This is a genomic window from Thermomonas paludicola (assembly GCF_024498955.1).
GTDB lineage: Bacteria > Pseudomonadota > Gammaproteobacteria > Xanthomonadales > Xanthomonadaceae > Thermomonas > Thermomonas paludicola.
Genome location: NZ_CP093311.1, coordinates 1737196 through 1751384, shown reverse-complemented (window position 1 = coordinate 1751384; position 14189 = coordinate 1737196). Strand labels below are relative to the sequence as shown.

The window sequence follows — 14189 nt, the reverse complement described above, 5'->3', positions numbered from 1 at the left end:
GCCATGGATGACTTCGCATCGCAACCCCTTCCCCGTTGGAAGCGCGCGGTACTGAAGGTCGGCAGCAGCCTGCTTGCGGCCGACGGCGGCGGCCTGAGCCCGCGCTTCGCGCTGGGACTGGCGCAGTTCGTGCTGGCCAGCCTGCAAGCCGGGCGTGAGGTGGTGATCGTGTCTTCCGGTGCGGTGGCGGCCGGGCGCGCGCTGTTGCCGAGGGTCGCGGATGCGGCGCCCACCATCGCGGCCAAGCAGGCGCTGGCGGCGATGGGACAGGCGCAATTGATGGCGCTCTGGCAGCGATTCTTCGAGCGCCCGGTCGGGCAGGTGCTGCTGACCCACGATGATCTGCGCAACCGTCGCCGCTATCTCAATGCCCGCGCCGCTCTGTTGGAGCTGCTGCGGGTGGGTGCGCTGCCGATCGTCAACGAAAACGACACGGTGGCCGTCGATGAGCTGAAGCTGGGCGACAACGACAACCTTGCGGCAGCCGTGGCGTCGCTGGTGGACGCCGACCTGTTGCTGATCGCCACCGACATCGGCGGGCTGTACAGCGGCCATCCGGTGCACGATCCGACGGCGCGGCCGATCGTGAACGTCGATACGGTGACCCCGGAGTTGCTGCGCGCCGCCGGCGGCCACGCGGGCGCGCTGGGCACGGGGGGCATGCGCACCAAGCTGGAAGCCGCTGCGAAGGCGGCCACGGCGGGCGTGGCCACGGCGCTGTTCTGCGGGCGCGATGCGGCCACCGTGACGGCGCTGGCCCAGGGCGATTTGCGCGGCACTCTGGTCGCCGCGCAGGGCAGCCGCCTGCGCGCGCGCAAGCAGTGGCTGCGACATGCGCCGGCTTCGGGTGTTGTTTCCATTGATCGCGGCGCGCATGCCGCGCTGCTGCGCGGCGCATCGCTGCTGCCGGGCGGCGTCTGCGGGGTAGAGGGCGACTTCCGTCGCGGCGACGTGGTGGACGTGCGTGCGCCCGATGGCGTGGTGATGGCGCGGGGGCAATCGCAATACAACGCCGGCGACGGCACGCGCATCGCGGGGCACCACAGCCGCGACATCGAAGCCATTCTTGGCTTCCGCTACGACGAGGCGATGATCCATCGGGACGATCTGGTGCTGTTGCATGGCATCGACACGGGCAAGGAGGCGGCATGAGCGGATATGTGCGTGAACTGGCGCTGGCAGCGCGCGCAGCGCAAGCCGCGATTGCGGCAACCGATGCCGGTACCCGGCGTGCGCTGATCGAAGGCATGGCTGGCCAGTTGCTGGCCGGGCAGGACGCGCTGCTGGCGGCCAACGCGCAGGACCTGGCGCGCGCGAGTGCGGCGGGGGCCAGCAAGGCCACGCTGGACCGGTTGGCGCTGGATGCAGCGCGAATCCAGAGCATGGCCGATGCGCTGCGGGAAGTGGCAGGGCAGGCGGATCCGCTGGGTGGAATCACCCGCAGCGACGTGCGCCCGAACGGCGTGCGGGTCGAGCGCCAGCGCATCCCGCTGGGGTTGGTGGCGATGATCTACGAAGCGCGCCCGAACGTGACTGCCGAGGCGGCGGCGCTGTGCCTCAAGGCCGGCAACGCGGTACTGCTGCGCGGCGGCTCCGAGGCGGCCGCCAGCAATGCCACGATTGCCGCCTGCCTGCATGCGGCGCTGCGCGATGCCGGGTTGCCGGAAGCAGCAGTGTCCTTGGTCGCCGACACCGCGCGCGAGCACGTGCTGGAACTGCTGCAACTCACCGACCTGGTCGACCTGGCCATCCCGCGCGGCGGCGAGAGCCTGATCCGCTTCGTTGCCGAGCACGCGCGCGTCCCGGTGATCAAGCACTACAAGGGCGTCTGCCACCTGTACGTGGATCGCGCGGCAGATGCCGGCAAGGCGCTGGCGTTGTTGATCGACGGCAAGACCTCACGCCCCGGCGTGTGCAATGCGCTGGAAACCCTGCTGGTGCATCGCGACATCGCCGCGGTGTTCCTGCCGCAGGCATTGGCGGCCCTGCATGCACGCGGCGTTGAAGTGCGCGGTGATGCGGCGACGCGGGCACTGGATGCCGACGTTCTCGCGGCCAGCGAGGCCGACTATGCCGCCGAATTCCTTGACCTGATCCTCGCGGTGCGCGTGGTGGACGATCTTCCGGCCGCGCTGGCGCACATCGCCCGGCACGGTTCCGACCATACCGAGGTCATCGTGACCGAAGACGCGGCGGCAGCAGCGGCCTTCGTGCGTGCGGTGCGCAGTTCAGCGGTCATGGTCAATGCCTCGTCGCGCTTCAACGACGGCGGCCAGCTTGGCCTGGGTGCGGAGATCGGCATTTCCACCACGCGCCTGCATGCCTACGGGCCGATGGGCGTGGAAGCGCTGACCATCGAACGCTTCGTGGTGCGCGGGCAAGGGCAGGTGCGCCACCCGGAATTGCAGGGGAAGTGAGCAGGCTGGCCTTGCAGCTCAGTGGCTGCCGGCGGCATTGACAGCGGCGGCTGGCGCAGGTGCTGTGGCAGGTGCAGTGGCAGGTGCGGGCGCCAGCGCAGCGCCGACCATCGGCACCGGTCTGGATTCGCCCAGCCCCAGCGCGGCGTCCTCTGCCGCCCTGGTCATCACCACGATGCTGATCCGGCGGTTGATCGGATTGAGCGGGTTCTGCTTGTCGAACGGGATTGAAGATCCAAAGCCGACCACGCGCGCCACCTTGGACTCTTCCATGCCGCCTTCCAGCAGTGCGCGGCGTGCGGCATTGGCGCGATCCGCGCTCAACTCCCAGTTGCTGTAGCCGATGCGCGTGGAATACAGCGTGTTGTCGGTGTGCCCCGCAATGCTGATGCGATTGGGGACTTTATTGATGAAGTGGGACAGCTCCTGCAGGATCGTCACCGTATAGGGCATCAGCCTGGCGCTGCCGAGGTCGAACATCGGCCGGTTCTGTTTGTCCACGATCTGGATGCGCAGGCCTTCCGCGGTGATGTCCAGCAGCAGCTGGTCCTTGAATGGCTCCAGCGCCTGGCTCTTCTCGATGGCCTCCTGCAGCTCCTGCATCAGCTGCTCCAGCCTCTGTTTTTCCTGGCGCTGCTTGTCGGCTTCCGAAGGCTGGTCGCCCGGATCGCGGGTGAATTCCTGGCCCGGCCCCTTGGGCAATTCCATCGTGCCGCCCAGCTTGATCATTGAATTGCTGGCGCCGCCGGGGCCATTCTGGCCTTGCGCGGGTGCCGGGCTGTTGCCGGCGATCGGGCTGGGGTTCTTGAAATAATCCGACACCGCCTCGCGTTGCTTGGTGGTCAGCGCGCCCACCAGCCACATCACCAGGAAGAACGCCATCATCGCGGTCACGAAGTCGGCATACGCCACTTTCCATGAGCCGCCGTGGTGCCCGCCGGCAACCACCTTCTTGACCCGCCGGATGACCAGCGTCGGTTTTTCATCCTTGCCGGCCATGGCTTATTTGAGCGTCTTGATGTGTTGTTCGAATTGGGCGAATCCCGGGCGTTGTTCGGACGGCACTGTCTTGCGCGCGAACTCCATCGCGATTTTGGGTGGATAGCCGCGCAAGCTGGCCAGCAGGGCGGTCTTCACCGACTCATAGATGCGCGAATCCTGCTCCGCGCGCGCCTCCATCGCCGATGCCAGCGGCCCCACGAAGCCATACGCCAGCAGGATGCCCAGGAAGGTGCCGACCAGCGCGCCGGCCACGTGTTCACCCACCTGGGCGATGTCGCCGCCGATCGAGCCCATGGTGATGACGATGCCAAGCACCGCAGCCACGATGCCGAAGCCGGGCAGGCTGTCTGCCATCTTGGTCAGGGCATGGGCAGGCGCCATGACTTCGTGATGGTGTTTTTCCAGCTCCAGCTCCAGCAGCGGCTCCAGCTCGTGCGGCTCGATGTTGGAGCCGATCATCAGCCGCAGGCAGTCGGTGATGAAGTCCATCAGGTGGTGGTCGCCCAGGATGGCCGGATAGTTGGCGAACAGCGCGCTTTCCTTCGGGTTTTCGACGTGGCTTTCCAGCGCCATGAAGCCTTCTCGGCGGGCACGGTTGAGCAGTTCATACAGCAGGCTGAGGGCGTCGAGATAGTCCTTGGACTGATAGCGCGGGCCCTTGAACACGCCGATGGTGTCGGCAAGGGTCTGCTTGACCGTTTTCATTGGCGTTGCGACCAGGAACGCGCCAATCGCCGCACCGCCGATGATCACGAATTCGAACGGCTGCCACAGCGCGCCCAGCTTTCCGTGGGAGCCGAGGAAGCCGCCGATCACGCTGAGGAAGACGACAACGAAACCGACGATTATCAGCATGGGCGGGTCATGGGGACGGGTGAATTTTCATTATGGTACTGAATGGGGAAAACCTGTAGCCCACGCGTGACGGCCTGCGTGGATGGCGCCTGTGCGCTGGCCCGCCCGTGGCCCGGGGCACACAGGCTGGTGACGCCTGCCGGCCTGCCGCACGACAACGGGCGGAACAAGCGGACAACCTCGTGCATAGCCTGTTCGCGCTATGCCTTATCGCGAATAGGCCAGTGCAGTGCTGCTTCCTAGACTCGGCGGATCGTGCAGGTCTTGCCTGCCAGTTGCCCGGGAGTTTCCCGCATGCCTCGCGCCGCGTCTTTTGCCTTCGGGCTTGCCGTCCTGTTGCTGGGTTGTTCGTTCGCCAGTCCCGCCGCTTACGCGGCCTGCAGCCCGGAGCCGGGCGTGATGGTTGCCGCGAGTGTGGCAGCCGGCGCGCAGTCGGCACCCGCTGCTGCGCCGCCGACAGCAGCGCCTGCCGCGCAAGCGCCGGATGCCAAGGGTGAAGCGCGCGAAGTGCTGGCGGCGATTGGCCGCCTGGATGATGCCGACACGGCCCTTTCCATGGCGGCGGAAGGCGCGGCGCTGTATGCGCGTGAGGCGGTCAAGCTGGACGGCTATGCCTATTGCAGCCAGGCGGTGGAACTGGCGGAAAAGGGCGAGTTCCGCGAGAGTGCGCGCGCTGCCAGCAAGGCCCTGCACGTCGCCCTGCAGACCGGCAACACGGATTTGCTGGGCAAGGCGTACCGCGATCTGGCGATCGCGTTCAGCTATGCCGGACAACTGGAGCGGGCCGAGCAGTTCGCCACGCTGGCATTGAAGTACCCGGGCCTGGACCCAACCCAGGTCAACGGGCCGGCACGCAAGGTATTGGGCGACGTGCGCACGCGGCAGCGCCGCTACGACGAGGCCATCGCCGCTTATGACCAGGCGCGGGGCGAGAGCTCCGCGCGTTTCCGTCCACTGGTGGATGCATCGCTGGCCAATGCGTTGATCCTGTCGGGTGATCTGGCGCGCGCGCGCAGCGTGGTGGAGGCGCTTCCGGAGCCGCAGGACGTGGCACAGAAGGCGCAGCTGCAGCGTACGCGCGGCCGGCTGCTGCTGGCCGAGAACAAGCCGGCCGAGGCGCTGGCGCTGTACCAGCAGCTGGCGGGTACGGCCGTGCCGGACGACCCGGGCTTCTATCGGGCATGGGCACTGGATGGCGTTTCACGCAGCGAGCAGGCGCTGGGCCGCGACACCGATGCTGCCAATGCCCTGGATCAGGCGATTGGCGAATTCGACAAGGCGCGTGCCAGGTTCCGCAGCGACGAGTTCAAGATGGGCCTGTTCTCCGACCTGCAATCGGTGTTCGAACGGGCCATCGACCTGCACAGCCGGCTGGGGCAGGCGGGCCAGGCGTTCGACATCAGCGAGCGCAGCCGCTCGCGGGCGCTGCTGGATGCGGTGGCCGGCAGGGTGGAGATCAACCAGGGCGACGTGTCCGCGCTGGACGCTGCCAGCTTGCAGGCGATGCTCCGGCCGGATGAAGTGGTGGTGGCTTACCACACCTTGCCGGACCGGCTGCTGGCGTGGGTGTTGTCCAGTGACGGCGTGCGTGAGGTCACGTTCCCGGTGACGCTGCCGCGCGCCGACTTGGCCCGGCTGGTGGACGCGTACCGGGACGCCTTGATTCGGGTCAGCCCGAATGCGGCGGCGGTGAGCGACAAGATCGGTCAGCTGCTGCTGGCCCCGCTGGGCGTGCCGGCGGGCAAGCGGTTGGTGATCATCCCCCACGGGCCGCTGCATTACCTGCCCTTCCAGGCGCTGCGGCTGGATGGCCAATACCTGATCGAGCGCAACCCCATTTCGATTGCGCCGTCCATCAGCGTTGCGATCCGGCTGGCACGGCACACGCCGACGGTGGCGCCGCAGCTGCTGGCGTTCGGCAATCCCGCGATCAATCCCGACGTGGCCGACCCTCTGCCCGGGGCCGAGCGCGAAGTGCATGAACTGGCGCAGCAATTCCCGGGCGCAACCCTGTTTTTCCGCGAACAGGCCAACAAGGCCAATTTCGTGGCCAATGCGCCGCAGGCAAGGCTGGTGCATATCGCCGCGCACGCGATGGCCGATACGCTGGATCCGCTGCATTCCAAGGTGCTGCTGGCCGACGAGAACGGCCAGCCGAACTACCTGGAGGCCAAGGACGTGCTGGGCATGCACCTGGGCAATGTGGCGATGGTCGCGCTGTCGGCCTGTGAATCGGGCCTGGGGCGGGTGGAAGACGGTGACGAGGTGCTGGGCTTCACCCGCTCCTTCCTGTCGGCCGGCACTTCCACCTTGCTGGCATCGCTGTGGCCGGTATCGGACGCGGCCACCGAAAAGCTGATGACCACCCTGTATGCCGATCTGGCCAAGGGCGTGGAAGTGCAGGACGCGATGCGGGATGCGCAGCGTGCAGTGCTGGCCAATCCGGAAACCGCGCATCCGTATTACTGGGCGCCGTTCAACCTGATTGGCAACTGGCGTTTGCAGGTGGGCAAGTGAACGGGGCGATGATGATGAGCAAGCAAACGATCCGACGGCTGCGCCCGAGCCTGCTGGCGGCCGCACTGCTGGCCTGCGCGCCGCTGGCACAGGCCGCCGATGGCGATGGCGCGGTGTCGCCGGCGACCGCCGATGGCGGGCCGCAGCAGGCGCAGGCACTGCCGGAGCCGCCCTTGGCGGCACTAGCGCAGGCCGGCTTCGTGCTGCAGGGCGTGGAATTCGTGGGTGCGACCGGCGTCCCGGACAGCGAGCTGCAGGCGGCGGTGGCGGGGATGATCGGGAAAACCGTGGCCTTTGCCGATCTGGAGCAACTGGCGGCGCGAGCTGCGGCGGTCTATCGCAAGCATGGCTTCGCGTTGGCGCAGGTGTTCGTGCCGGTGCAGGAGGTCGTGGAGGGGCGCGTCAAGCTGAACGTGGTGGAAGGGCAGCTGGGCGATATCAGCATCGACATAGCGCCCGGAACCCCCGTCCATCAGGAACGGGTGGCGAAAACACTGGCCATTCTCGAACCGGGCAAGCCGCTGAACAACCGCGACTACGAGCGCGCGATGCTGTTGCTGTCTGACTTGCCCGGCATCAAGCCGCAATCGGCGGTGACCGTGGGGGGCGCGTCCGGTGCCAGCGACCTGAAGGTGCAGGTCAGTCAGCGTGATCGCGTGCAGTACGCGGTGGAGTTGGATGACTTCGGTACCCGCGATTCCGGGCGCTACCGCTTGACCGGCAGCGTACGCTGGGCCAGCCCGTTTGAGCGCGGCGACAATCTGGACCTGCGGGTCATGGTGGCGCAGGGCATGCACACCGCGTTCGGGCGGATCTCCTACGAGACGCCGGTGGGCTATACGGGCTTGCGCCTCGGTGGCGGCCTGGCGCGGGTGCAGTACGAGCTGGGCGGGCCGTTCGCGCCTTTGCGGCCGACCGGCGTCGGCAACGTGGCGGATGTGTCATTCAGCTATCCGCTGATCCGCCAGCGCAGCACCAACCTGTTCCTGCGCGGCGCGCTGGATGACAAGCGGTTGACCGATCGATTCGAAGCCGTGGGGTTCCAGACCCGCAAGCGTATCCACGGCGTGAGCCTGGGAATTTCGTTCGAACGACGGGATCACTGGGGCGGCGGGGGCTACACCAGCCTCAACGCCCAGGCGTATCTGGGAACGTTGGACATCCGCGATGCGTTGAGCGAACTGTTCGATCGCCCGCCGTTTGGCTATGACACGCAGGGGGATTTCAGCAAGTTCACCCTGCAGTTTGCCCGCCTGCAATACCTGGCGCCCAAGCTGAGCCTGTTCGTGGGAACCGGGATGCAGCGTGCCAGCAAGAATCTGGATACCTACGAGAAACTCTCGCTGGGCGGCCCCAAGGCGGTGCGCGCGTACGCCACTGGCGAGGTGCTGGTGGACGACGGCTGGGTGGGGACGGTGGAGCTGCGTTACGCGCTGAACCCGGAAACCACCATGTTCGCGTTCCTTGACGCAGCCCATGGCGACATCTTCCATCAGCCACGCCCATTCGACGGCAGCGTTTCGCGCAGCCTGCGCGGGCAGGGCGTGGGCATCAACTGGAGCAAGCCGGGCAAGGTAAGCATCAACCTGAGCGTGGCGTGGCGCGGGACCGGGCCAGGCCTGACCGACGGTGGCGATCGCAACCCGCGCGTGTATTGGTCGATCCAGAAAGCGTTCTGACGGAGCAACGGCGATGGGCATGAACAACACAACTCGCAAGCAAATGGGCGCGCTGCGCCGGCGCCGTCTGGCATTGGCATTGGTGGGCGCCCTCACGGCGCCGGCGGCCTTCGGGCAAAGCTTGCCGGATACGGGCAACGTGGTGTCCGGCACGGCATCGGTCAACCAGGTCGGCAACCAGATGACGATCACCCAGACCAGCCAGGGCGCGATCATCGATTGGGGCAGCTTCAATATCGCAGCCGGCTACGGGGTGAATTTCGACCAGCAGTACGGTGTCAGCAGCGTGACCCTGAATCGGGTGACCGGCGGCACCACCTCGCTGATCGACGGCATCCTGAGCGCCAATGGCAGCGTGTTCATCATCAATCCCGCCGGCATCACTTTCAGCGGCAGCTCGCAGGTGAACGTCGGGGCCCTGGTGGCATCCACCATGGAGATCAGCAACGCGAACTTCAGCGCCGGCGTCGCCAGCGGCAGCTTCCAGTTCGATCCGATGACCAGCGTGGGCAACCAGGCCATCACGGTGGATGTGGGCGGCAACATCACCACCACGGCAGGCGGGACGGTGGCCTTGATCGGCCGCGAGGTCTTCAATCAGGGCACGATCACCGCCCCCGGTGGCAGCGTGCTGTTTGGATCGGCGGAAAACGTGACCCTGGATTTCCAGGGCGATGGCCTGACCATGTTGACCATCCAGGGCCCCGGGATCGCGAAGCCGGGCGCGGTCGGTTGTCCGTCCCTCCCATGCCCGGGCCCGATTCTCCCGACGCTGGTCAACAGCGGGACAGTCAGCGCCGACGGTGGGCAGGTCCTGATGCGCACTGCGGCGTCCGCCGTGGGTGGTGGCGACATCATCAACATCGGCACCCTGCGCGCGCAGAGTCTGGTCAGCAGGAACGGCCGCATCGAGCTGACCACCGACGGAGCGGTGTCGCTGGGCTATTCGCTGCCGTCGGCCAGTGGCTATGCCGGCACGCTGGACGTGTCCGGCCAGGCCGGCGCCAGCGGCGGCACCGTGCTGGTGCGCGCGAGTGATTTCGCGATGTTCAACGACGATGCCGCGCCGCTGAATCCCGCCAATCCAGCGTCGGTCGGCAGCGTGATCGACGCCTCCGGCGCGGTGAATGGCGGCGTGGTGGACATTCTGGTCAGCAACCTGGCGCAGGTGTATTCGCTGTCGTCGATCCTGGCGAACGGCGCTGCCGGGCGGGGCGGGCAGGTGTCGCTGGTCGCCGGGACGGCCGCGCTGGGCGCACGCGCACGCATCAGCGCCAACGGCGGCGCTGGCGCCGGTGGCCGCATTGACGTGTCCGGCAGCGACGGGTTGACCCTGTTCGGGCTGTTGTCGGCCCGGGGAACCACGGCCGGGGGCATCGTGAACACCTCCACCGCAGCCGACAACTTCGATCTGCGCGGGCTGCAGGTCGATGCAGGCTCGCCGGTGGCGGCCGGGATCTGGACACTGTCTGTCCCCAACCTGACGGTCATCAGCGGCACCGACGCCGGCGAGCTGGACGCGATGTCGGGCGGCACCTATCTCCAGGATGCGGAGATCAACCGGGCATTTGCCAATGGCACCAGCGTGGTGCTGCGCTCCACCAGTGATCTCCATTTCGATGATGCGCAGATCCTGGCCAGCAGCGCCCTTCCGCTATCGTTCGCGGCCAATGCCGATGGCAGGATCAGTGGCAGCAATGTCTCCATCATTGCCGACACCGGGCCGTTGGAAATGCGCTTCAACTCGAATGCCTCCGGTTTGCAACCCGATTCCGGCGGCATCGAGTTTGGCGGCATCACCATCAACAGCAACGGTGGTGACGTGCTGATGTATGGCCAGTCCGACCAGGTCAATGGTTACGCCAGCGATGACCTCAATGGCATCCATCTCTATGGATCCGACATCAAAACGGGTGGCGGGGACCTGCTGTTGCGCGGCACCAGCACCGGGCTGTACAGCTCGGGTGAGGCCGGCGTCTTCGTTTACCAGACCCCCATCGACGCCGGCATTGGCAATGTCACGATGATTGGCCGGGGCGCGCAGGACGCGTACGGCGTCAACCTGACGGGAGATTCCGTCCTGCTGCAGGCCGGCAGCATGGACATCGACGGCATCGCCACGGGAACGGGCACCGGCGTGCTGGTGTCGCAGGTGGGGCTCATCACCTCGGCGGGCGATATCCGCATCGACGGCGAAGGCGGCGGCACGGGGGTGTCGTGGAGCAACTACGGCGGCATGCATGCCAGCGGCGGCGATATCGTCCTGCATGGCGTGGGCGATTCTGGCAATGGCCTGGACATGCGCGGCGCGATGAGCACCGACGGCGGTGCGATTTCGCTGCAGGGTTCCAGCGGTCAAGCCAAAGGGGTGTATTTCTATCTCTACACCGGCGGCATCGCCAGTAGCGGTGGCGACATCGATATGGCTGGCGACGGCGTCACCGGTGGCATCGAGCTTGCGGGCTACAGTTTTGCCCCTGCCACCATCGACAGTGCCGGCGGAGCGTTGCAGATCGACGGCACGGCCAGCGGAAGCAAAGCAATCGGCATTGCGCTGTCCGCCATCCAGCTCACCACCGGCAGCGGCGACATTGGCTTGACCGGCATCTCCACCAACGGCACCAGCATCGGGTTCTCTGGCAGCAGCCTCACCACCACCACGGGCGATATCCAGCTGGTCGGAGTTGGCCTGGACGTTGGCCTGAGCCTGTATGGCGGTGCGATCAGCACCGGCAGCGGCCATCTCGACCTGCGCGGTCGCGGATTGGCGGCGGCTTCGGAAGGGCTGGTCATCGGTTCGGGCACCAGCCTCATCACCAATGGTGGTGGCATTGAACTGAGTGGCGAAGGCGGCAGCGGCGCAGGCGTGCGTATCGACGGCTTCAGCCTTCCGGCCATCGTGGATGCGGGCAATAGCCTGGTAGTGGTGCGCGCCGCCAACGACGGCAGCAGCGACGCCATCCGCATCGATGGCGAAATCCACAGCGGCATGGGTGTCAACCTGCGCCCGGGCGGCGTGGATGCCTCGGGCGTTGCCTATGACCGGACGGCAGATGGCATCCTGATCGGAACGGGCAACGGATTTGCCTTGAGCGGCGCGGAGCTGGCCAACGTGTTCGCCCCCGAACTGGTGATTGGCAGCAGCCAGCATGCCGGCGCCATCCAGGTAGTGGAGGCCATCACCCGTGCCGGCAACCTGACCTTGCAGAATGGCGGGGGCTCTGGCGGCATCGACCTGCAGGCGGGGCTGGACGTGGGCAGCTACACGCTGGCATTGGCCAGTGGTGGCAACATCACCCAGACCGCATCGGCGGTGATCCGCGCGCACAGCCTGCTGGCCAGTGCCGGCGGTGACGTCCTGCTGGCCACCGCGCAGAACGATGTGGCCAGCACCACGCTGGCGGGGACCGCGGGAGGCAATTTCCAGTTTGAAGACAGCAACGACCTGGCCATCGGCAGCGTGGCGGCATCCGGCTTCGATGCCGTCACCGGGGGGATGACCAGCCTGGGCGCGGCGGGCATCAGCGCCGGTGGCGATGTTTCGGTTCGAAATCTGGTCGGAAATCTGACCCTGAACGCGGGGATTTCTGCCACCAACATCGATCTGGTCACCGCCGGCACCTTGCAGAATGCAGGCAGCGTTGCGCTGTCTGCGACCGGTCACTGGCGGGTCTGGGCCAATACGTGGGTGGGCGAGGCGCGTGGCGGGCTGGCGGGGAGCGGAACCCTGCCCAATCTCTACGGCTGCGCTTATCTTGGCGCCTGTGGCGTCACCGTCACTTCCGGCGACAGCCACTTCATTTATGCGCAGCAACCGACGGCGGTGGTCACCATCGATGATGCGCTGCGCGAATATGGCCTGGCCAATCCGACATTCACCTTCAGCGTCAACGGCCTGGTGCTGGGTGACATCGCGGCGAATGCGATCAGTGGCTCGGCCTTGACCACGGCCGTGCCAGGCAGCGATGTGGGGACCTATGCGATCACCGGAGGGTTCACCTCCGCCGCCGGCTATCTGGTGCAGTTCAATCCGGCAACCCTGACCATTGCGCCCGCCACCTTGCTGTTCACCGCAAACCCGTTTTTCCGCTTCCTGGGCGATGACAATCCGGCCTTGACGGGCAGCATCAGCGGCTTCCGCAACGGCGACACCGCGCAAAGCGTGTTCGGCAACGGCCTGCTCTGGTTCACCTCAGCCGGGCCGCTTTCGCCGGTGGGCCATTACGCCATCGTGGGCGGCACCAGTGCAAAGAACTACGTGTTCGCGCAGGCGCCGGGCAATGCGACTGCGCTGCAGGTCATCCCGCGACCGCAGGCGTCGGATACGCCGATCGATATCGTGCGCGAGACACCCAACACCTACGTGTACGACCGCAACTTTGGCGGTACGCCTGCCTGCGCGATGAATGCATCGCTGCAAGACCAGCCGCTGGCCTCGGCCGGGGACACGTTGGCAAGCGAATGGTCGAAGGTGCGGTCGCGGCCCAACCTGACCAACTGCTTCGACAGCGAACGGCGCAGTGGCTGCGGCGACTTCTGAACGGACGTTGGGTGAGGCAGGCAATGGCAGTTGGACTAGGCCGAACGGAATATCGAATTGGCCGCGCCTGCAGAGCACACTGCAGGCATGTGCAGGCGCGGATTCGCCTGGCATGCGCGAGCGCGCATGCGACCCATTTCGGCCGGCAGGCCGCAATTTCGGAGATGCAACAATGAACATTGGGATGATGGTTCGTGGCGTGCTGGTGGGTGCCCTGCTTGCAGGAACGGGGACCGCGTTCGCACAGGATGCGCAGACTGCGCCATCGGTGAATTCGATCATCGACAGCCTCAAGGTGGAGGGTGCCGAGCAGGCGACCGGTCAGACCCGCGCCCTGCGCCCCGGGGCCGCTTCCATGGCAACCACTGCACCGGCCCCGGCGCCCGTGGCCCAGCCTGCGAAGCCGGCATCGATCAACATGCAGATCAACTTCGACTTCAATTCCGACCGGATTTCGGGGTCTTCCGAGCGGGTGATGGCCAATCTCGCCGCGGCATTGTCGTCGCCGCAGTTGCAGAGCCGCAACTTCACCGTCATCGGGCATACCGACGGCAAGGGCTCGGCGGCGTACAACAAGGCATTGTCGGATCGCCGCGCTGCCTCGGTGCGCCGCTACCTGATCGACAACGGCGTGTCTGCCGCGCGCCTGCGGGCCGTGGGCAAGGGCGAGAGCGAGTTGCTCAATGCCAATGACCCGAACGCGGCGGAAAACCGCCGGGTCGAGATCCTGGCGACTGGCGGCTGATCGTCGCAGTCTGTCCTGCGGAGCAGCGGCATGCCCGTCCAGGTCGTCAATGGCGCCACCCTGATGTGTCCGTTCGGGGTGGCCCCATCCACCCTGGTGGTAACGCCGGAAAAGAAGGTGCTGTCGGGCTCCCAGCCGGCGGCGACCATCATGGACTTCGTGCCCATGAAGAACATCATGCCGTTCGGAATGTGCATCACACCCAGCAATCCCCAGGTGGCGGCGGCCACGTCGGCCGCGATGGGGGTGTTGACGCCGCAGCCGTGCATCCCGGTGACCACGCCGTGGAAGCCGGGCGCGCCGACCGTGCTGATTGGCAACATTCCCGCGCTCGACAACACCTGCACCAGCCAATGCGCCTGGGGTGGCGTCATCACCGTGGTCATGCCTGGGCAGATGACCGAGATGATTCCCTGAGGAAATTCAGGGCAATC

Annotated in this window: 8 protein-coding genes and 1 pseudogene; 7 read left to right on the top strand and 2 right to left on the bottom strand. The window is 66.6% G+C overall.

Annotation, left to right across the window (positions count from 1 at the left end; genetic code table 11):
- The first annotated feature begins 3 nt into the window (after window positions 1-3).
- Window positions 4-1152 (top strand): glutamate 5-kinase, encoded by a 1149-nt coding sequence (gene proB, locus LIW09_RS08140; RefSeq protein WP_256645154.1) that lies wholly within the window; start codon window positions 4-6, stop codon window positions 1150-1152.
- Window positions 1149-2417, top strand: a complete 1269-nt coding sequence (locus LIW09_RS08135) for a glutamate-5-semialdehyde dehydrogenase (RefSeq protein ID WP_256645153.1) — start codon at window positions 1149-1151, stop codon at window positions 2415-2417. The genes proB and LIW09_RS08135 overlap by 4 nt, the downstream gene beginning before the upstream one ends.
- 33 nt (window positions 2418-2450) lie before the next feature.
- Here the strand turns inward: LIW09_RS08135 and motB are convergent.
- Window positions 2451-3416, bottom strand: a pseudogene (motB, locus tag LIW09_RS08130) (flagellar motor protein MotB); the annotation flags it as partial.
- Between the two features lie 3 nt (window positions 3417-3419).
- On the bottom strand, window positions 3420-4274 hold the full coding sequence (motA, locus tag LIW09_RS08125; protein WP_256645152.1) for a flagellar motor stator protein MotA: 855 nt from the start codon (window positions 4272-4274) through the stop codon (window positions 3420-3422).
- 294 nt (window positions 4275-4568) lie between these two features.
- Between motA and LIW09_RS08120 the strand changes: the two genes are divergently transcribed.
- From LIW09_RS08120 to LIW09_RS08100, 5 genes are all read left to right on the top strand, one after another.
- Window positions 4569-6791, top strand: a complete 2223-nt coding sequence (locus LIW09_RS08120; protein WP_256645151.1) for a CHAT domain-containing protein — start codon at window positions 4569-4571, stop codon at window positions 6789-6791.
- Window positions 6792-6805: 14 nt separating this feature from the next.
- The gene (locus tag LIW09_RS08115; protein WP_256645150.1) at window positions 6806-8470 is read left to right on the top strand and encodes a ShlB/FhaC/HecB family hemolysin secretion/activation protein; all 1665 of its coding nucleotides are present in this window, start codon (window positions 6806-6808) and stop codon (window positions 8468-8470) included.
- A gap of 19 nt (window positions 8471-8489) precedes the next feature.
- Window positions 8490-13010, top strand: a complete 4521-nt coding sequence (locus LIW09_RS08110; RefSeq protein WP_256645149.1) for a beta strand repeat-containing protein — start codon at window positions 8490-8492, stop codon at window positions 13008-13010.
- Between the two features lie 172 nt (window positions 13011-13182).
- Window positions 13183-13755, top strand: a complete 573-nt coding sequence (locus tag LIW09_RS08105; protein WP_256645148.1) for an OmpA family protein — start codon at window positions 13183-13185, stop codon at window positions 13753-13755.
- Window positions 13756-13785: 30 nt separating this feature from the next.
- Complete coding sequence (locus LIW09_RS08100; RefSeq protein ID WP_256645147.1) at window positions 13786-14172, top strand: DUF4280 domain-containing protein; 387 nt, start codon at window positions 13786-13788, stop codon at window positions 14170-14172.
- Window positions 14173-14189: the final 17 nt, after the last annotated feature.